The sequence below is a fragment of the Sphingobium sp. YBL2 genome (assembly GCF_000943805.1).
GTDB classification, from domain to species: domain Bacteria; phylum Pseudomonadota; class Alphaproteobacteria; order Sphingomonadales; family Sphingomonadaceae; genus Sphingobium; species Sphingobium fuliginis.
Genome location: NZ_CP010954.1, coordinates 904,945 through 923,070 on the forward strand (window position 1 = coordinate 904,945; position 18,126 = coordinate 923,070).

Annotated in this window: 18 protein-coding genes, 1 tRNA gene and 1 pseudogene; 13 read left to right on the forward strand and 7 right to left on the reverse strand. The window is 63.2% G+C overall.

Translation table 11 applies throughout. The annotated features are described in order from the left end of the window. Nucleotides 1–24 precede the first annotated feature (24 nt). From TZ53_RS04330 to TZ53_RS04340, 4 genes and pseudogenes are all read left to right on the forward strand, one after another. Entirely contained in the window at nt 25–444 is a 420-nt protein-coding gene (locus TZ53_RS04330; RefSeq protein WP_044660557.1) for a hypothetical protein, read from the forward strand. After that, nucleotides 441–668, forward strand: a complete 228-nt coding sequence (locus TZ53_RS04335) for a helix-turn-helix domain-containing protein (protein ID WP_044660558.1) — start codon at nt 441–443, stop codon at nt 666–668. The genes TZ53_RS04330 and TZ53_RS04335 overlap by 4 nt, the downstream gene beginning before the upstream one ends. A gap of 148 nt (nt 669–816) precedes the next feature. After that, nucleotides 817–963, forward strand: a pseudogene (locus tag TZ53_RS27905) (DUF4236 domain-containing protein); the annotation flags it as partial. A gap of 114 nt (nt 964–1,077) precedes the next feature. Beyond that, nucleotides 1,078–1,944: a hypothetical protein gene (locus TZ53_RS04340; protein ID WP_052628089.1), complete on the forward strand. Its 867-nt coding sequence runs from the start codon at nt 1,078–1,080 to the stop codon at nt 1,942–1,944. A 7-nt stretch (nt 1,945–1,951) separates the two neighbouring features. On the opposite strand, the gene TZ53_RS04345 is transcribed toward TZ53_RS04340, so the two are convergent. From TZ53_RS04345 to TZ53_RS04355, 3 genes are all read right to left on the reverse strand, one after another. Beyond that, nucleotides 1,952–4,213 carry a hypothetical protein gene (locus TZ53_RS04345; RefSeq protein WP_044660559.1) on the reverse strand — a complete coding sequence of 754 codons (2,262 nt, stop codon included), beginning with the start codon at nt 4,211–4,213 and terminating at the stop codon, nt 1,952–1,954. Between the two features lie 419 nt (nt 4,214–4,632). Then, a complete protein-coding gene (locus TZ53_RS04350; RefSeq protein WP_044660560.1) occupies nt 4,633–5,829 on the reverse strand; it encodes a tyrosine-type recombinase/integrase in 1,197 nt (398 codons plus the stop codon). Nucleotides 5,830–5,990: 161 nt separating this feature from the next. Beyond that, nucleotides 5,991–6,077 (reverse strand) — tRNA-Leu (locus TZ53_RS04355). A 142-nt stretch (nt 6,078–6,219) separates the two neighbouring features. Here TZ53_RS04355 and TZ53_RS04360 point away from each other — a divergent pair. From TZ53_RS04360 to TZ53_RS04370, 3 genes are all read left to right on the forward strand, one after another. After that, on the forward strand, nt 6,220–6,975 hold the full coding sequence (locus TZ53_RS04360; RefSeq protein ID WP_044660561.1) for an alpha/beta hydrolase: 756 nt from the start codon (nt 6,220–6,222) through the stop codon (nt 6,973–6,975). Beyond that, the gene (locus TZ53_RS04365; RefSeq protein WP_044660562.1) at nt 6,975–7,847 is read left to right on the forward strand and encodes a tetratricopeptide repeat protein; all 873 of its coding nucleotides are present in this window, start codon (nt 6,975–6,977) and stop codon (nt 7,845–7,847) included. Before TZ53_RS04360 ends, TZ53_RS04365 begins: the two co-directional genes overlap by 1 nt. A 77-nt stretch (nt 7,848–7,924) precedes the next feature. Beyond that, nucleotides 7,925–8,089: a hypothetical protein gene (locus TZ53_RS04370; protein WP_229742753.1), complete on the forward strand. Its 165-nt coding sequence runs from the start codon at nt 7,925–7,927 to the stop codon at nt 8,087–8,089. Nucleotides 8,090–8,136: 47 nt separating this feature from the next. On the opposite strand, the gene TZ53_RS04375 is transcribed toward TZ53_RS04370, so the two are convergent. Continuing rightward, nucleotides 8,137–8,841, reverse strand: coding sequence for an SIMPL domain-containing protein (locus tag TZ53_RS04375; protein WP_044660563.1), 705 nt, complete (start codon nt 8,839–8,841; stop codon nt 8,137–8,139). Between the two features lie 103 nt (nt 8,842–8,944). Here TZ53_RS04375 and TZ53_RS04380 point away from each other — a divergent pair, with 103 nt between their 5' ends. From TZ53_RS04380 to TZ53_RS04390, 3 genes are read left to right on the forward strand one after another with little or no spacing between them, the layout of a single operon-like run. Next, entirely contained in the window at nt 8,945–9,379 is a 435-nt protein-coding gene (locus tag TZ53_RS04380) for a VOC family protein (protein ID WP_025547971.1), read from the forward strand. A 3-nt stretch (nt 9,380–9,382) separates the two neighbouring features. Continuing rightward, complete coding sequence (gloB, locus tag TZ53_RS04385) at nt 9,383–10,105, forward strand: hydroxyacylglutathione hydrolase (RefSeq protein WP_044660564.1); 723 nt, start codon at nt 9,383–9,385, stop codon at nt 10,103–10,105. A gap of 54 nt (nt 10,106–10,159) precedes the next feature. After that, the gene (locus tag TZ53_RS04390; protein WP_044660565.1) at nt 10,160–10,576 is read left to right on the forward strand and encodes a hypothetical protein; all 417 of its coding nucleotides are present in this window, start codon (nt 10,160–10,162) and stop codon (nt 10,574–10,576) included. 57 nt (nt 10,577–10,633) lie between these two features. On the opposite strand, the gene TZ53_RS04395 is transcribed toward TZ53_RS04390, so the two are convergent. Together TZ53_RS04395 and TZ53_RS04400 are read right to left on the reverse strand one after the other, a co-directional pair. After that, the gene (locus tag TZ53_RS04395; protein WP_170825578.1) at nt 10,634–12,412 is read right to left on the reverse strand and encodes an AMP-dependent synthetase/ligase; all 1,779 of its coding nucleotides are present in this window, start codon (nt 12,410–12,412) and stop codon (nt 10,634–10,636) included. Nucleotides 12,413–12,676: 264 nt separating this feature from the next. Next, nucleotides 12,677–13,177 carry a flavin reductase family protein gene (locus TZ53_RS04400; protein WP_025547976.1) on the reverse strand — a complete coding sequence of 167 codons (501 nt, stop codon included), beginning with the start codon at nt 13,175–13,177 and terminating at the stop codon, nt 12,677–12,679. 167 nt (nt 13,178–13,344) lie between these two features. Between TZ53_RS04400 and cofE the strand changes: the two genes are divergently transcribed. The 3 genes from cofE to cofC are packed head-to-tail and all read left to right on the forward strand — an operon-like array spanning nt 13,345 to nt 15,619. Next, nucleotides 13,345–14,103 carry a coenzyme F420-0:L-glutamate ligase gene (cofE, locus tag TZ53_RS04405; protein ID WP_025547977.1) on the forward strand — a complete coding sequence of 253 codons (759 nt, stop codon included), beginning with the start codon at nt 13,345–13,347 and terminating at the stop codon, nt 14,101–14,103. Then, entirely contained in the window at nt 14,100–15,035 is a 936-nt protein-coding gene (cofD, locus tag TZ53_RS04410) for a 2-phospho-L-lactate transferase (protein ID WP_044660566.1), read from the forward strand. The genes cofE and cofD overlap by 4 nt, the downstream gene beginning before the upstream one ends. Before the next feature lie 5 nt (nt 15,036–15,040). Beyond that, complete coding sequence (gene cofC / locus TZ53_RS04415; RefSeq protein ID WP_044662852.1) at nt 15,041–15,619, forward strand: 2-phospho-L-lactate guanylyltransferase; 579 nt, start codon at nt 15,041–15,043, stop codon at nt 15,617–15,619. Nucleotides 15,620–15,809: 190 nt separating this feature from the next. Here cofC and TZ53_RS04420 read toward each other — a convergent pair whose 3' ends face one another. Beyond that, the gene (locus tag TZ53_RS04420) at nt 15,810–18,071 is read right to left on the reverse strand and encodes an NADP-dependent malic enzyme (RefSeq protein ID WP_044660567.1); all 2,262 of its coding nucleotides are present in this window, start codon (nt 18,069–18,071) and stop codon (nt 15,810–15,812) included. Nucleotides 18,072–18,126 lie beyond the last annotated feature (55 nt).

Genomic DNA, 18,126 nt, shown 5'->3' on the forward strand with positions numbered 1-18,126 from the left:
GCTGCCACCGGAGATCAACGCCCTATGAAGAGCTACAAGACCCGGCACCAACTGTTCCTGCCCGAGGAGATGAGCAGGCGGCTTGAGCATCTCGCGGCAAGTTCGGGGCGGGCGCGGTCTGAGATATTGGTCGAGGCGCTCGACGCCTGGTTCAACCGGCGACAGGCGCCGAAGTCCGACGAAGCCATCGGCATTCGCCTCACCAGGATCGAGCGCAACACCGACTGGCTGCGGCGCAATCAGGCGCTGGTATGGGAGGTGCTGGCCCGCATGGTCCGGCATCAGCTCACCACTGGGGCGATGACCCCGGTGAACGAGGCGGCGCAGGCCGCAGGGGCCAAGATGTTTGCCGAACTCATCGACGAGATTGCCGATCGGTTCGCGGGCAAGGCGGCTCCGGCGACCGACGATCCCACCACCCGTAAGCTGAGGAGTTTGCAATGAGCCGTGAGCATCGACCGCTGAAGAACACGGACCTGCTACAGCAGGACCGGATCGAACCGATTACCGTGCGCATTCCCGATGCCTGCCGGATGCTGGGGATCAGGCGCAGCAAATTGTACGAGCTCATTGCCGAGGGCGAGATCAGGATACTCAAGCTCGGCAGCGCAACGCTGGTGCCGGTCGAGGGGATCAGGGAACTGGTGGCCCGGCTCAAGGAAGGCTGACCTGGAAAGCTGCCGGGCGGCAATACGGATCTAATCGGTCACTCGCGTCGAACCATGCCAATCTCGAAAGCCATTGATACCACATCAGATCATCCTCCGCTTGCTTTTGCTCTGGCGGTAAGAGACGAAAGTAGTGATTGGGGGAATCATGCCGTTCTATTTTCGGAAATCCATAAAAGCCGGTCCGTTTCGGTTCAATTTTTCGTCGGGAGGCGTAGGCGCTTCTGTTGGCGTAAAAGGCTTGCGGATAGGAACGGGGCCACGCGGTCACTATGTTCACGCTGGACGGGGAGGTTTCTACTATAGAGCTACGATTGGTTCACCGGGAACCCGGCGCGGTAATGCGCAAGCCGTTCCGACCACCGCAAAACCACAGGTGCCCGCCAGTGGTTTTCAAGGCGGTGTGCATATGGTCGAGGTGGATTCGGGCGATGTCCTCGCAATGCGCGACAGCGCCTATTCCGAGATACTGGACGAGATAAACGAGAAGCGGCAAAAGCCCAGCGCTGCTCTGCTCTTCGGACTCGGCTTCGGATTTCTTGGTCTCTTGGCTATTGCGGTGGCCGGCCCACCTGGCATGATCATTTGGTTACTCGGTTTAGGGGCATGGGCTTTCGGCGCATGGCTGGATTCCTATAAACGAACCGTCGTGCTGTTTTATGATCTCGAGGGGACCACTTACACGGCCTTTGAGCAGGTGGTCCAAAGCTTCGATAGGATGGCCGCGAGCCATGGAAAATGGCACATAGAGGCAGGGGGCAGCGTTCAGGATCTTACGACTTGGAAACGCAATGCCGGAGCCTCCCACATCGTAAAGCGCAATCCCACAACACTCACCTATGCGCTTCCCAAGAATGTCACTTGCAATGTGACGCCGCCCTCCATCCACGTCGGAAAGCAGGTGATCTATTTCTTGCCGGACGTCGCCTTCATCGACGACGGCCGGAAGGTGGGTGCGGTGAGCTATGCTGACCTCATGGTTCAGTGGCAGCCATCAAACTTTATCGAGGAAGGCACGGTACCGCAGGATTGTGAGATCATTTATCGGACTTGGAAACACCCAAATAAAAATGGAGGGCCCGATCGCCGTTTTCGCGACAATCGTCAACTTCCCGTCTGTCGATATGAGGCAATGCATATGCGCAGCGCGAGCGGGATTAATGAGCTTGTCGAGTTTTCCAAAGTTGGTGTTGTGGATCCATTCGCCAAGGCATTGAAGGCCATGCCCAAACGCGCGAAACAGCAGTCATCTCCGCAGATTGGTTCTTCCGGTTAGCGCCAATTCAGGTCGCTCCAGGATCAATTTGAGGCGCGTATGAACCGACCGTCTGGTTTCCCTTGTTTGCCGGATCGGTCAGCGGCTGAGATGGACGGGGGGCCTTCTCGAAGAAGATCCGATGCGTAGCATTGGCCATGCCCTCGAGATCTATGATCGTACGGTCGATGTCAAATAGCTCGGCTGCGCGCTCATAGGGATGCCAGCTGTCGAGCTCTCGCGGGGTGAGCATGATGGCGCGCCGGACATACTCATCGTTGGCGGCCGCAATCCATTTTGCCTCCTCTTCGCTGAAATCGGCCATCTTCGAGAAGATCAGGAACACGTCGAATCGATCGGTGGGAAACGCTTTGGCAACGCGCAACAAATTCTGGACGTCGTCCTCGGTAATGGCGTGGCGGGTCTTGCATTCTCCGATCGCGACCTGGATTCGGTGGTCCCTGCCTCGATTGACGAGAAACACGAAGTCCGTCTCACACTTGCGAATGTCGGACCCATTTGGTTCGAGCGACATTGCAGTGCTCATAGCGAACGAAGTCGGCTCATGCAGATGATGTAGCTGCAATAGGGTCAGAATGACGGGGAGCGCGCCTTGCTGATTATCGTTCCGCCCGAACAGGCCCGATCGCCGATAGGCCCAGTCGCGATTGCGCAACTGCGGCCCGACATGAAAGAGGTGCCCGCAATATTCGCAATCCGCATTTGTCCGGACATCATCGAGTGATCTCCAGAACTCAAGCCGGCAGCTCGGGCAGTCGAGCTTGAGGCCGGGTCTGAACACTTCCTTGCGAAGCAGGTGCGCGAGCACCGCATCATTGGTCAGGCGCGCGCCGGACCGCCGAGGCTCTATGTAAAGGCTTTCATAATTGCTGAGGGGATGATTGCTTCCCTCGGCGCGTATCGCCTGCTTAGCCGCGCTCGTCGTGAAGCTCCTTTCCGGCGGATAGCTTTCAATGAGGTCGCGTACTCCCCCGATACGAAAGACACGACAGCCATCGACGCCGCCCATCTGACGCACGAGTCGATCGCAGACCAGCCCGGCTGGACTGGGAGTCGCAGAAATCCCGACGCTCTTGAATATCTTCTCGAACAGCTCTCGCGTCTCGATCGCTCTTATGGTGAGATCATGTGCTGATCCGCCGACGACAATGCCGAGGGCCCCTGGTTCCGCTCGCGCTTTGTTCCAGTGCACGACGCCATTGCGGCCATAAAATTCGTTCAGATGCGGTAAGAACGGCGGATGCAACGTGAAACGCTCGTTGCCAAGCAGACCGATCCCGGGATCGACTGAAACTACATATTGTTGATCTGATAGACCCCCGTTGTCCTTAAGCGGTGAATTCGGGATCATGAAGGCGATCGTCGGCGGCTCTTTAGCGTCATCGACCGAAGCAAGCACGCTCTCCGACCCGAACACCATGATCGGAGCACGCACATTAAGCCCGTTCCAGATTACAGGATTGACCGAACAGAACATTTTTTGCTCGCCGAAGCCGGTAAGTTCCAGGGTCCGAGGATCGCTGCGCGACCATATCGCTATGCCGTGGCGCCAAGCCGGGCTCGGTTGAGAGCCGGCCGGTGGAGCAACGCGCCCCAACCATTGGTCTCGCAAATGATCGAGACGCCCCTCGTGCGCCGGGTCGTAGAATATCAGGGGAATGTCGGTGGCACGCAGGTTCCAGTAGCTGACAAGATCATCGAAATCCGCGGCATTGCCTACGTAGAAGCCGGGCTGATAGTGGTTCGAGCGCACCGCGTAATGCTGCTCCATGGCAAGTCTGTTGAAACTGGCCAGAGACATTTGGGCCATCCCGGGAAGCTCGATCGGCATATCGGGTGCCAACTTGTGGAGCGGCGCCCGGAGATACTGCTGGATCAATCCGGAATAGTCGTGCGCACTCTCCTCGGTCGGTGGCAAACCGCCGAAGGTCGCAAGCAATATGTCCGCAAGTGGATCTTCCTCACTCCATTCATGCAGGACGATCAATGGGTCGGCCTGCGGGTTATTTTTGTAATGCTCCTCGAACAGCATCCGCGTGGGCGCCAGCAGATCGGCAAAGGTTGACGTTTTTCCGATGTGTCCCCGGTCGATTACAAACCTGCGCTGATAATCGGGCCATGGCAGATGAGCCTGTGACTCGATGAAGGCCGCGGCCTCTTCGGACTTCGTCGCCGCATAAAGGCAATCCACTCGGAACAGGTCGATCAGAGCACGCGCTTCTGTAGGATCATCGATCGGAATAATCGGATTGAAGCGTCCGCCCCACAACGAAAAGGAACGACGCGCGGAGTAGCGGAACGCAGCTAAATCGCCACGCTTTACGCACCACCCGATCCTGACTGGCCGATATCGGAGATTTATCGATAGGCTGCCCAACAATCCTGCCCTATTTTAAGAAATCGTCGCTACGCTCGTGCCACGGCAATCGCTAATTGTCCCCAATGCCGGTTCATCTTGGCCTGCTCAAGATGCACGCCATTATGTGAACGGCCGTCTGCTTTCGGCGAGCGAGCATGCCACCATAACGGCTGCTTCTGGTTCTTCTCGCTCGAACGGCTAGTTGATCTAATGTCCGCTTTCTTCGTAGCGTACTCAAAGGTTGCCTGACCGCAAGCGGCCAAATTCAAGCCAACATGCCCGCTGGTGTACTTTAACCACCAACTTATCCGATGATGCATTTCCAGGGTTCAAGTAGGTGGCTTACCGGCTAGGTCATCGAGATAGTCCGACCATGCCTGCATCATCGCTACACGTTCGTCCCAATATTCTCCTCGGGCATAGGCGCGCCGAACCGCGTCAGCTTCAGCATGTGCTAATTGGCGCTCAATAGCGTCTGGATGCCATCTTCCCATTTCATTGAGCAAGGTGCTCGCCATGGCTCGAAAGCCGTGACTCGTCATCTCGTCGCCTGAATAGCCGAGTCTACGAAGCGCTCCGTTCAAAGCGTTCTCGGACATAGGACGCTTCAAGGACTGGAAGCCGGGAAAGACAAACTTGCCTGTCCCGGTGATCTCTCGAATGGAAGCAAAGATCGCCAGCGACTGCCTCGATAGCGGTACGCGATGGGGGCGGCGCATTTTCATCTTTTCCGCTGGGATGCACCACAACGCCTTGTCGAAATCGATCTCGGCCCATTCGGCATGACGTAGCTCGCCGGGGCGGACGAAAACATGAGGCGCAAGTCGCAGAGCTGCCCGTGTAACCGCATGGCCATCAAAGGTTTCGATTGCCCGCATGAGTGGGCCGACCTGCTGACTGTTGGTGATTGCAGCCAGATGCTTCACCTTGGGCGTGGTCAGGGCGTCGCGCAGATTGGCCGATAGATCATGTTCTGCCCGTCCGGTGGCGATCGCATAACGAAAGACCCTGCCGCACACACTTCTCAACCGCCTAGCAGTTTCGTGTCGACCGCGACTTTCGACCTGACGCAGAACTGCCAGCAGCTCCATGCTTGTGATCTCGCTGATCTTTCGGTTGCCCAAGGAGGGATAAGCAAACTCAAGCAGCCACTTGACCTTGCCAAGGGTGACGGCCCCAAGCCCTTCGCGTTCTCGTTTCGCCAGCCACTCTTCGGCGACGGTCCGAAAGCCAGTGGTCGCTTCAAACGCTTCGCGTGCCTCAGCTTCCTTGCGTATTGCGCTCGGGTCCGATCCAGCCGCGAGTAGCCTCCGGGCCGCATCTCGTTTCTCTCGCGCTTCTGCCAGGGTGATCAATGGGAACACCCCCATTGCCATCGTCTTGGCTTTGCCGCCGAACCGGTAATTCATGCGCCAGTAACGGCCGCCTTGAGGGGTAATCAGAAGGTAGAGTCCGTGCCCGTCTGCGAGCTTGTAGGGCTTTTCACGGGGTTTTGCTTTGCTCAGTGCAAGGGATGAAAGTGCCATGGGGGTATCTCCTGCGGCCGCGTTGGCTGATACCCACGAAGATACCCTCAGGTACCTCGGATTCCCAAATCCACGAGCGGAAACCAGCGGACGCCAGACGCAAAAAAACCGCTGTTTCCAGCGGTTTTTTCGATCTATCCGGATTTCTGCGGAAGAACAAATGGTGCCCAGAAGAGGACTCGAACCTCCACGACCTTGCGATCGCCAGCACCTGAAGCTGGTGCGTCTACCAATTCCGCCATCTGGGCACGGGGTAGGAGCGCGCAACTAGCCGCTGGCCGGGGGGCTGTCAATCACGGCAGGCGCATTATTTTTTATTTTTCTGGTTTCCAGGCCAAGAGCTTTTTACGGGCCTTTTTCAGGCCCCTGCCGTTGAACCGGAGAAATAGCATGGATCGTCCCGACGTTGCGCCGCCCGCCTTTCACCCTCGGCCGGACGGGTTGCGGCTGGCCTGTCGGCACCGGCCCGGCACCGCCCCCACGATCGTCTTCCTGCCCGGCTACATGTCCGACATGGAAGGCGGCAAGGCGGTTGCGCTGGACGGTTGGGCGCAGGATCAGGGCCGGGCGATGCTGCGGCTCGATTATGCCGGCAATGGCGCGAGCGAGGGACGGTTCGAGGATGGCACGCTGGCGAGTTGGCGCGACGATGCGCTGCTGCTGATCGATTCCCTGACCCAGGGGCCGGTGGTGCTGGTGGGATCTTCCATGGGCGGCTGGCTGGCGCTGCTGATCGCGCTGGCCCGGCCGGAGCGGGTGGCGGGGCTGGTCGGCATCGCGGCGGCGCCGGATTTCACCGAATGGGGCTTTACCGACGCGGACAAGGCCCTGCTGGCGACGGAAGGACGGATCGTCGAACCGACCCCTTATGGCGATAACCCCTATGTCACCACCTTGGCCTTCTGGGAATCGGGCCAGTCGCTGCGGCTGCTGGAGGGGGAGATCGCGATCGATTGCCCGGTGCGGCTGTTGCAGGGGCAGGCCGACCCCGACGTGCCCTGGCGAACGGCGTTGCGGATCGCGGAGCGGCTGCGTTCATCCGATGTGCAGACGCTGCTGATTAAGGATGGCGACCATCGCCTTTCCCGCGACCCGGACATCGCCCTGCTGATCCGGACCGTCTCCAGCCTGTTGGACAGCCTCTGATGCCCTTCCTCTTCCTCCCGCTGCTGCTGCTCGCCCCGCAGGCCTATGATCCGGAGGTCGAGGCGGTGATGAACCGCAAGAGGAAGGAAAAGGCGGAAGCGGCGGCTTCTGCGTCGGCCGCTCCGGCGCGGTCAGGAGCAGGAGCGAGTGAGGGCCGCATTCCGGTGCCGGACAAATATGCGGCGAAATTCCAGGCCTGCCTGGACCAGGCGGTGGAGGCGCCGGACAAGGGCGTCGCCTTCGCTCAGCAATGGCGGATCGACGGCGGCAGCTTCTATGCGCGCAACTGCATGGGCTTTGCCTATGCCCGCGCCGAACGCTGGGCGCCCGCCATCGTCGCCTTCGAACAGGGGGCGGACGAAGCCGAACGCAATGGCGAAATGGTGCAGAGCGGCCGGCTCTGGGCGCAGGCCGGCAATGCCGCGCTGGCTGGTGGCGACGCCGCCAAGGCGCGGGACGATTTCGACGCGGCGCTGGCGCGCGGGTTGCCCGACGGTCTGGAGAAGGGCGAGGTCCATCTGGACCGCGCCCGCGCGCTGGTGGCGCTGAACGATGTGAAGGGCGCCCGCGCTTCGCTCGATGCGGCGCTGGATCAGGTGCCGCGGGACCCGCTGGCCTGGCTGCTTTCGGCCACGCTGGCCCGGCGATCGGGGGAAATGAAGCTGGCGCAGGCGCATATCGCGCGGGCGGTGCAGCTTTCGCCCGACGATGCCTCCGTCGCGCTGGAGGAAGGCAATATCGCCATCCTCACCGATCATGAGGATGTGGCCCGTTCCGCCTGGCAGCGGGCGGTGAAGCTGGCGGCGGAAGCGCCGGCGGGAAAGGCGGCCGCCGACAATCTTTCCCGCCTGCCGCCAAAGCCCGCCCGCTGAAGGGCGACCAAGGAACCTCCGCCCGCCATTCTCCGTTGGCCCGCCAGGCGGGACGCGAGGGGAAAAGGAGCATGAGGATGCCGGATCGTCATGGAAGGATCGCGGCGCTGGGCCTGCTGACGGCGGGCGCGCTGGCGCTGACCGCCTGTTCGCATGGCGCGACGCGCGGCGGGCTGATCGGCGGGCGGGCGGCGCCGTGGTGGGCTCCGCCACCGGCCTTGGCACGGTGGAGGGCGCTGTGATCGGCGGCGCTGCCGGTGCGATCATCGGCGACGACAAGGATTGATGGCTATTTGAGGTAAAAGTCGACGGTCGTGACGACGCGCACCTTCTTATAGGGTGTGTCGCTCGACCCGTCGGCTTCGCCATCACGCGGTTCGATCGAGAAATAGCCTTGCGTCGCGCTCTTGATGCCGCCGACGCTCGCCCCGCTGTCGCGGGCGAACTGCTCGGCGGCGGCGCGGGCATCCCTGGTCGCGGCGGCGACCATCCGGGGCTTCACGTCGTTGAGCCTTGTGAAACTGTAGCGCATGCCCGACCCCTCCTGCAGCGTGACGCCCCGCCGGACCAGGTCGAATTGCTGCGCCACGGCGCGCTGGGCGCGGGGAATGTCGGTGGTGCGCAGCAACATCCGCTGGGTGATGGTGATCGTGTTGACGCCATTGTTGATATATTGGTTGACCCCGGCGCCGGTGGCGGTCAGCGCATCCGGCCTGAAGCCGAGGCCGGCGAAATAGGCGCGCAGTTCGCGGGTGTTATTGTCGATCTCCGCCCGGACAGCGGGCAGGTCGAAACCGGTGGCGGAATAGCTGATCGACCAGGTGGCGAGGTCCGCGGTCACATCCCTTTCCGCCAGTCCGCGCACGGTGACGGATCGGTCCGCCGCCTTCGCCCGCTTGAGCCCATCGCCCAGCAGATAGCCGCCGCCGACCATGCCGAGCGCCAGAACGGCCGCGCATCCCATGAAAAGCTTGTCATGATAAGTTAAGGCCATGCCTGCCTCCCTCTTCCGTCGAAGCCCGACGCATCTTATCTTGGAAGCGTCTTAGGTTTTCAGAGATGAACCGTTGCTTTATGGCGACGAATGGAGTGACTTCTTGCCCAAATATCTGCACACGATGATCCGCGTGACCGACATTGACCGCACCGTCGACTTCTTCCGCCTGCTTGGCCTAGAGGAGCAGAAGCGCATCGACAATGCGCAGGGGCGGTTCACGCTGGTCTTCCTCGCCGCGCCCGGCGATGAAGAGGCGCAGGTCGAACTGACCTACAACTGGCCGGCGGAGGACGGTACGCCGCCGGAGGTCTATGGCGGCGGACGCAATTTCGGGCATCTCGCCTATCGGGTCGAGAATATCTACGAGACCTGCCAGCGGCTGATGGACGCGGGCGTCACCATCAACCGGCCGCCGCGCGACGGTCACATGGCCTTCGTGCGGACGCCGGACAATATCTCCATCGAACTGTTGCAGGACGGACATCTTGATCCGGCCGAACCCTGGGCATCGATGCCCAATGTGGGAGCCTGGTAGGCCATGCTGGAGGTCGTCCGCATACCCGTTCTGAGCGACAATTACGTCTGGCTGCTGCATGACGACGCCAGCGGGGAGACTGTGGCCGTCGATCCCGCCGTGGCGGAGCCGGTGCTGGAAGCGGCCCGGCAGAGGGGTTGGACCATCGGCCAGATCTGGAACACCCACTGGCATGGCGACCATGTCGGCGGCAATGCGGCGATCAAGGCGGCGACGGGCTGCATCATCACCGGCCCGGCGGCGGAGGCGGATAAGATCGGCACGCTCGACCGCAGGGTGCGGGAGGGCGACAGCGTCCGCATCGGCGCCCATCAGGCCACCGTGCTGGAGGTGCCAGCCCATACCGCCGGGCATATCGCCTATCATCTGACCGACGACCGCCTGATCTTCGTCGGGGACACGCTGTTCGCCATGGGTTGCGGCCGGCTGTTCGAGGGAACGGCGGCGCAGATGTTCGCCAATATGCAGCGCTTCGCCGCCCTGCCCGACGATACGGCCGTCTATTGCGCGCATGAATATACGCAGTCGAACGGCCGCTTCGCCCTGACGGTGGAGCCGGACAACGCCGCCTTGCGCGCCCGCATGGGGGATGTCGACGCGGCGCGTTCGCGGGGAGAGGCCACGGTGCCGACCAGCATCGGGCAGGAACGCGCGACCAATGTCTTCATGCGCGCCCGCGATGTCGCGCAACTGGCCGAACGGCGCGCGGCGAAGGATGCGGCGTGACGGTTTTCGCGCTGCTTTGTCGTCCTGCAAGCGGGACGAATGAGGAGAGATGCCATGCGTCCATGGATGTTGCGTTCCAGCCTGCGCCTGGCCCCGCTGCTGCTGGCCGGATGTTCGGACAGCTATGAGCCGCCCAGGCTGACCGAAAAACAGACGAGCGAGCTGGAACGGGCCCTGGCGGGCAAGGTGCCGGGCGAAAGGACGAGCTGCGTCAATCGGGAATCCCAGTCCAATCTGACGGCCATCAGCAACAGCGTCCTGCTGTACCGGGTCAGCCGGCGGCTGGTCTACCGCAACGACCTGATCGGCAGCTGTTCCGGGCTGTCGCGCGGCGACACGCTGATCATCAGGACCTGGGGATCGCAATATTGCCGCGGGGACCAGCTGACCAGCGCCGACCTGATGACCGGCATGGTGACGGGAAATTGCGCGCTGGGTGACTTCATCCCCTATCGCGCGCCGTCGAAATAGGGTTGCTTCCTTATGGCGTCCTGGTCCTGCAAAGGCAGGAACAGGATCAGCCAGGCTTCACCCCTTGTACAGCGCGTCGAGCCGTTCCTGATAGCGGGCGCGGATGACGTGGCGGCGGATCTTCATCGACGGCGTCATCTCGCTATTGTCGATGGTGAAGGGCTCATCCGCCAGGATGAACCGCCGCACCCGTTCGATCACGGACAGGTCGTCATTCACCCGGTCGACCGCCGCGCGCAGCGCCGCCTGATAGGCGGGATCGGCCGCGATCCCTTCAACCTTCCGTCCCTGCGCCTGCGCCCATTCCCGCGTCCATTCGGCATCGGGCACCAGCAGACCCACCAGATGCGGGCGGCGGTCGCCATAGACCATCGCCTGCCCGATCTCCGGCTGGAGCGTCAGCATGCCCTCCACCTTCTGCGGCGAGACATTGTCGCCCTTGTCGTTGACGATCAGGTCCTTCTTGCGGTCGGTGATGCGGATGCGGCCCTTTTCATCGATCTCCCCGATGTCGCCGGTGTGGAGCCAGCCATTTTGCAGCGCCTTCTCCGTTTCCGCGGGATTGCGCCAATAGCCGTGCATCACCAGTTCGCCGCGCACGAGAATCTCGCCATCCTCCGCGATCCGCACCTCCACCCCGTCGAGCGGCGGGCCGACCGTGTCCATCGCGATCCCGGCGCGGGGGCGGTTGCAACTGATCACCGGCCCCGCCTCGGTCTGGCCATAACCCTGGAGCAGCGTCAGCCCCATCGCGTCGAAGAACAGGCCGACATCCGGATTGAGCGGCGCCCCGCCCGACACCAGCGCCTTCATCCGCCCGCCGAAGCGCGCCGCGATCTTCGGCTTCAGCGTGCGCGCCAGCAGCGCCTTCATCGGCAGGTCGAGCAGCGATTTTCGCCCGCGCTGTTCCCTGGCCGCGATGCGCAGCGCCTGGCCCAGCAGATAGGTGGGGAATTTGCCCTGCTTCTCGACCGACTTGATGATGCGGGCGCGCAGCACTTCGAACAGGCGGGGGACGACGACCATGATCGTCGGCCGCGCCTCCTCGATATTGCTGGCGAGTTTTTCCAGCCCTTCCGCATAATAGATCTGCCCCGCCGCCATGATCGGCAGGAACTGGCCGCCGCTATGTTCATAGGCGTGGGACAGCGGCAGGAAGGACAGGAACACCTCTTCGTCCCGCCCGAAATCCTCCTCCAGCAACTTGTCCGCCCCCTCGATATTGCAGAGGATGGCGCCATGATGCTGCATCACCCCGCGCGGCGCGCCGCCGGTGCCGCTGGTGTAGATGATGCAGGCCAGATCGTCGCGCTTCGCCGTCTGGCCGGCGGCGCAGGCATCGATGTCGGTGGGATAATGGGCGATCAGGTCGCTCCACAAATGGCAGGCGACATGACCCTGCATGCCGCGCAACGGCTCCATGCCGATGACGAAGCTCGCCTGCGACCGCAGCACGGCTGGCATCAGGTTCTGCGCCAGCCTGGCGGTGGAGACGATGACGGCCCGGGCGCCGCTGTCGGTCAGGATATGCTGATGATCGCGCGTGGTGTTGGTGGTGTAGGTCGGCACGGTGACGCAGCCCGCGGCCATGATGGCAAGGTCCGCGATGCAGAATTCCGGCCGGTTCTCGCTCACCAGCATCACCGGATCGCCGGGCCTCAATCCCTGCGCCTGCAATGCGCTGGCCAGTGCGGCGACGTCATGCGCGACTTCGGTCCAGCTCAGCGACTTCCATTGGCCAGCCACCTTGCGCCAGAGGAAGGGCGTGTCCCCCATCGCCTTGGCGCGGGCGAAGAACATGGTCACCAGATTGGGAAAACGCTCGATCGCGCTCAAAACGGCATCTCCTCATTCGCGGCGCGTCTTCGGCGCGCCTATCCGCCTGCCCGGCAGGCTATACCCTCGCCATGCCGTAACGGCCATGATTTTTCGCGGGTTTTCGGAGATCCCCTCCGGGTCGCGGGGAGATGCGATTCAGCGGCGGCAATGGGGGATGGAAAGCGGACATGCGCTTCCATAGGGCCGGCCATGGTCCTGCGCAGGATCATGGCGCGCCGGGGGCCGGCCCAGTGTTCCCCCGCACAACGCTGATCGACAGGATCAGCTCAGATGAGCGAATTCGCCATAGCCGCCCTGGAAGAAGAGCAGCGGCTTGCCCGGCGTTTCCACCTCCAGCGCGATGACCCGGCCCAGCACGATATAATGGTCGCCCGCTTCATGCACCGCTTCGAGCCGGCAGTCGATCCAGGCCACCACCCCATCCAGGATCGGGGAGCCATTGGCGGAGACGCGATGCGTCACCCCGGCGAACTTGTCGTTCGCGCCCTTGGCCGAAAATTGCTGGCAAAGCGGCTTCTGGTCGCTGGCGAGGATGTTGACGCAGAATTTCCCCGCCCTTTCGATCCGCGGCCAGCTCAGCGAATTCTTGGCAGGGAAAAAGGCAACCAGCGGCGGATCGAGCGAAACGGAGGTGAAGGAACCGACGACCATGCCGGTGGGCGCATGATCGTCCTCCACCGCCGTCACCACGCAGACCCCCGTGGGATAATGCCCCAGCACACGGCGGAAAGTGCCGCTGTCGAAGGCGATGGCCTCGCTCATGCGCGGACGCCCTGAAGGGGAAAAATATCGTCACTGATCTTCATCGTCGCCTCTCTTCCAGACTCGGCCGGGGCATGGCAAGCGAATCCCGCTGATAAGCTCATGAGTTTCCTTTTCCGGGAAATCGCAATGCTACCTTAACCGGCAATTGCACGCTACAGCACGGCATGATCTCGATTCATCCGCTATGCGATATTCCTGAAATCCGGGCCGGCGACGATCTGGCGGCGGTGCTGCGCGACAGTCTGGCGAAGGCGGGCCTGTGGCCGCTCCAGACCGGCGATGTGCTGGTCGTGACGCAGAAGATCCTGTCCAAGGCGGAAGGACGGATGGTCGCGCTGGACAGCGTCGAGCCGGGCGCGCAGGCGCTGGAGCTGGCCGCCACGACGCGCAAGGACCCCCGGCTGGTCGAACTGGTGCTGCGCGAAAGCAGCAGCGTGGTGCGCGCGGTGCCCCATGTGCTGATCACCCGCCACCGGCTGGGCCATGTGATGGCGAACGGCGGCATCGACCGGTCCAATATCGGGCCGGGGGATGAAGATCGCGCATTGCTGCTGCCGCTCGATCCCGACGGATCGGCGCGCGGCCTGCTGGCGGCGCTGGCGGGGCCCGAGGCGGCCGGGATCGGCATCGTCGTTTCCGACAGTTTCGGGCGGCCATGGCGCCACGGCGTGGTGGGCGTCGCAATCGGCGCGGCGGGATTGCCCGCGCTGGTCGACCGCCGCGGCGAAGAGGATCGGGACGGACGGCGGCTGGAGGTGACGCAGATCGCGCTGGCCGACCAGATCGCCACCGCCGCGACGCTGGTGACGGGCGAGGGTGCGGAAAGCGTGCCCGCCGCCCTGCTGCGCGGCGTAGCCCTGCCCGAAGGAGATGCAGGCGCGGGCGCGCTGGTCCGCCCGCTGGAAGAGGATTTGTTCCGGTGAGCGGCCGCATCGTCGTTCTGACCGGGGGCGTCGGCGGCGCGAAGCTGGTGCTGGGGCTGATGCAGGTCTGCCCGCCGGAGGACATCACCGCCATCGTCAACACGGGGGACGATTTCCGTCATCTCGGGCTGGCGATCTCTCCCGACATCGACACGCTGCTCTATACCCTGTCGGGCAGGGCCAATGCCGCGCAGGGCTGGGGCCGCGAGGGTGAGACATGGAGCTTCATGGACGCGCTCAAATCGCTGGACGGCGAGGACTGGTTCCTGCTGGGCGACGGCGACATGGCGCTGCATGTGCTGCGGTCGCACATGCTGGCGTCGGGCGAAACGTTGAGCGCGGTAACGGCCCGTTTTGCGACGGCCTGGGGCCTTGGCCTCAAGATATTGCCCATGAGCGACGATGCCGTGGCCACCCATGTCTCCACCGATGCGGGCGACCTCCCCTTCCAGCGCTATTTCGTCGAGCAGCGCTGCGTCCCGGCGGTCCGGGCGATCCGCTTCGAGGGTGCGGAACAAGCGAATCCTGCCCCCGGCGTAATGGAGGCGATCAGCGATCCCGCAACCCGCGCCATAGTGATCGCGCCGTCCAATCCCTGGCTGAGCGTCGACCCGATTCTGGCGGTGCCCGGCGTCCGCGAAGCGTTGGCGGCAAGGAAGGCGCCGGTCGTCGCGGTGTCACCGATCGTCGGCGGGCAGGCGGTCAAGGGACCGACCGCCAAGCTGATGGGCGAGTTGGGACTGGGCGTCACCAACCAGGCCATTGCCGCCCATTATGAAGGCGTCATCGACGCGCTGCTGGTCGACGTGCGCGACGGGAGCGAGGGTTTGGACATTCCCCACGCCGTCACCGACACGCTGATGAAGACGCTGGACGACCGCGCCCGGGTGGCGCGGGCGGCGCTGGATCTGGCCGAACGGATCGCCGGTTGACGGTCATGAACTGCTGGATCGTCATCCCGGTCAAGGCGCCCGCCGCCTGCAAGACGCGGCTGGCGCCTGTTTTGGACGAAACCGGACGGCGCAATCTGGTTGCGGAGATGCTGCACCGCACGGTGGGGGCTGCGGCGGAAGTGGTCGGGATGGAAAGGCTGCGGCTGCTGGGGCCGTCGCGGCATGGATTGCCGGAGAGCATAGGCTTGCTCGATGATCCGGGCGGCGGCCTTAACCCTGCCGTGACGAGCGCCCGCGATGCGGCATGGGGAGCAGGAGTCGAGCGGATGCTGTTTCTCTCGGCCGACCTGCCGCTGGTCGAGGCAGCGGATGTGGCGGCACTGCTGGACGCCCCCGGCATTGCGGCCGCGCCCGATGTCCATGGGCGGGGAACCAATGCATTGTCCTTGCCTCTGCCACGAGCGGCGGATTTCCAGTTCCATTATGGCCAGGGCAGTTTCGCGGCGCACAGGGCGGAAGCGGAAAGGCTTGGTTTGATGTTCTCGCCGGTCGTCCGGCGCGGTCTGGGCTTCGACATCGACCAGCCGGACGATCTGGCCGACTGGAAAGGGCGCGCGATCTAGGGTGGAAGGCGGACATTCCCCCTCCCGCAGGCGGGAGGGGGCTAGGGGGTGGGCTGGCGCGGCATCTGCGCTGTTTTGCAACGGCTAAGTCAGAAGCTCGCTACGCTCGCACCCCTAACCCCTCCCGTTTACGGGAGGGGAATGTCCTGGATTGGCCATCTCCGGCCAGTCGCTCAAACCCGCACTTCCGTCAGATCGCCACACCCGCCGAAGCCAGCACCGCCAGCGTCAGCAGTTCCGAAGCGTTGGACGCCATGGTGGCGATCTGCACCGACTTGTCCATGCCGACCAGCATCGGCCCGATCATGGTCGCGCCGCCCAGTTCGCGCAGCAGCTTGGCTGAGATATTGGCCGACTGAAGCCCCGGCATCACCAGGATATTGGCCGGGCCGGACAGGCGGCTGAAGGGGTAATTCTTCATCACCGTGGGGTTGAGCGCCGCGTCGACGGTCATTTCGCCTTCAAATTCGAAGTCGACATTCCGCTCTTCCAGCGCCTTGATCGCGTCGCGCACATTATCGAGGAAGCTGCCCGGCGGGTTGCCGAAATTGGAATAGGACAGAAAGGCGACGCGCGGGTCGTGGCCCATGCGGCGGGCGACCGCCACCGTGCCTTCCGCGATGTCCGCCAGTTCCTGCGCCGAGGGGCGCTCATTGACCGTGGTGTCGGCCAGGAACACCGTCTTGTCCTTCGTCACCAGCACATGGATGCCGAAGGGGGTGCGGTCCGCCGCCGGGTCCATCACCCGCTTCACTTCGCGCAGCGTCTGGGCGAAGGGCCGGGTCATGCCGGTGATCATCGCGTCGGCATGACCCATCTTCACCAACAGCGAGCCGAAGATGTTGCGGTCGCGATTGACCATCCGCTCGCAATCGCGGCGCAGATAGCCGCGGCGCTGGAGCCGCTTGTAGAGCGTGTCGACCATCTCCGGCACCAGCGGCGAGTTGACGCTGTTGTGCAGTTCGAAGCTTTCCGGGTCCTGCACGCCCAGTTCCTTGAGCTTGTCATAGACATGGCCGCGCCCGACCAGCACGGGGATGCCATAGCCCAGCGTCCGGAACTGGATCGCCGCGCGCAGCACCACTTCCTCTTCCGCTTCGGCAAAGACGACGCGCTTCGGATTGGCCTTCGCCACTTCATAGGCGGTGGTCAGGACGGACGTGGTCGGATTGAGCCGGGCCTTCAACGACTGGCGGTAGGCCGCCATCTCCGCAATCGGCTTCTGCGCGACGCCGGTTTCCATCGCCGCCTGCGCGACGGCGGAGGGGACGACCTCCATCAGGCGCGGATCGAAGGGCGCGGGGATGATATAGTCGGGCCCGAAGCTGTGCGAACGGCCATAGGCCTTGGCCACTTCCTCCGGCACCTGTTCGCGCGCCAGTTCCGCGATCGCCTTGGCGGCGGCGAGCTTCATCGGCTCGTTGATCCCGGTCGCCCGCACGTCCAGCGCGCCGCGGAAGATGAAGGGGAAGCCCAGCACATTGTTGACCTGATTGGGATAATCCGACCGGCCGGTGGCGACGATGGCGTCGGGGCGCACCGCATGCGCTTCGGGCGGCGAGATTTCCGGATCGGGGTTCGCCATGGCGAAGATGATCGGCTTGTCGGCCATCGACTTCACCATGTCCTGCGTCATCGCGCCCGCGACCGAAAGGCCCAGGAACACGTCCGCGCCCTTCACCGCTTCGGCCAGGGTGCGGGCGTCGGTCTTCACCGCATGGGCCGATTTCCACTGGTTCATGCCTTCGGTGCGGCCCTGATAGATGACGCCCTTGCTGTCGCACATGATGACATTGTCATGCTGGACGCCCAGCGCCTTGATCAGTTCGGTGCAGGAAATCGACGCCGCGCCAGCGCCGTTCACCACCACCTTCATGTCCTTCATGTCGCGGCCGGTCAGCATCGCCGCGTTGATGACGCCCGCCGCCGCGATGATCGCGGTGCCGTGCTGGTCGTCATGGAAGACCGGGATGTTCATCCGCTCCTTCAGCGTCTGTTCGATGATGAAGCATTCCGGGGCCTTGATGTCCTCCAGGTTGATGCCGCCGAAGGTCGGCTCCATCAGCTCGACCGCGTCGATGAACTTGTCGACATCCTCGGTCTTGAGTTCGATGTCGATAGAATCGACGTCGGCGAAGCGCTTGAAGAGAACCGACTTGCCTTCCATCACCGGCTTGGACGCCAGCGCGCCCAGATTGCCGAGGCCCAGGATCGCCGTGCCGTTGGAGATGACCGCGACCAGATTGCCCTTGGCGGTATAGTCATAGGCGGTTGCCGGGTCTTCCGCGATGGCGCGCACCGGCACCGCGACGCCGGGCGAATAGGCGAGCGAAAGATCGCGCTGGGTCGCCATCGGCTTCGACGCGATGATCTCGATCTTGCCGGGGCGGCCGGTCGAGTGGAAGAACAGCGCCTCGCGCTCTGAAAATTCCACATTCGACTTGTCGGTCATGGCTGCACCCACCCCTTGTTTGAAACAATAAGCTCGCCCCATAGGGCGCTCCGGC

What these genes read in the sequence shown, in the direction of transcription:
- TZ53_RS04375 (WP_044660563.1), bottom strand. Translation starts at nt 8,841, where the DNA reads ATGGCCTTAACTTATCATGACAAGCTTTTCATGGGATGCGCGGCCGTT.
- TZ53_RS04350 (WP_044660560.1), bottom strand. Translation starts at nt 5,829, where the DNA reads ATGGCACTTTCATCCCTTGCACTGAGCAAAGCAAAACCCCGTGAAAAG.
- TZ53_RS04370 (WP_229742753.1), top strand. Translation starts at nt 7,925, where the DNA reads ATGCCGGATCGTCATGGAAGGATCGCGGCGCTGGGCCTGCTGACGGCG.
- TZ53_RS04365 (WP_044660562.1), top strand. Translation starts at nt 6,975, where the DNA reads ATGCCCTTCCTCTTCCTCCCGCTGCTGCTGCTCGCCCCGCAGGCCTAT.
- cofC (WP_044662852.1), top strand. Translation starts at nt 15,041, where the DNA reads ATGAACTGCTGGATCGTCATCCCGGTCAAGGCGCCCGCCGCCTGCAAG.
- TZ53_RS04360 (WP_044660561.1), top strand. Translation starts at nt 6,220, where the DNA reads ATGGATCGTCCCGACGTTGCGCCGCCCGCCTTTCACCCTCGGCCGGAC.
- TZ53_RS04335 (WP_044660558.1), top strand. Translation starts at nt 441, where the DNA reads ATGAGCCGTGAGCATCGACCGCTGAAGAACACGGACCTGCTACAGCAG.
- TZ53_RS04340 (WP_052628089.1), top strand. Translation starts at nt 1,078, where the DNA reads ATGGTCGAGGTGGATTCGGGCGATGTCCTCGCAATGCGCGACAGCGCC.
- TZ53_RS04390 (WP_044660565.1), top strand. Translation starts at nt 10,160, where the DNA reads ATGCGTCCATGGATGTTGCGTTCCAGCCTGCGCCTGGCCCCGCTGCTG.
- TZ53_RS04420 (WP_044660567.1), bottom strand. Translation starts at nt 18,071, where the DNA reads ATGACCGACAAGTCGAATGTGGAATTTTCAGAGCGCGAGGCGCTGTTC.
- TZ53_RS04400 (WP_025547976.1), bottom strand. Translation starts at nt 13,177, where the DNA reads ATGAGCGAGGCCATCGCCTTCGACAGCGGCACTTTCCGCCGTGTGCTG.
- TZ53_RS04330 (WP_044660557.1), top strand. Translation starts at nt 25, where the DNA reads ATGAAGAGCTACAAGACCCGGCACCAACTGTTCCTGCCCGAGGAGATG.
- cofE (WP_025547977.1), top strand. Translation starts at nt 13,345, where the DNA reads ATGATCTCGATTCATCCGCTATGCGATATTCCTGAAATCCGGGCCGGC.
- gloB (WP_044660564.1), top strand. Translation starts at nt 9,383, where the DNA reads ATGCTGGAGGTCGTCCGCATACCCGTTCTGAGCGACAATTACGTCTGG.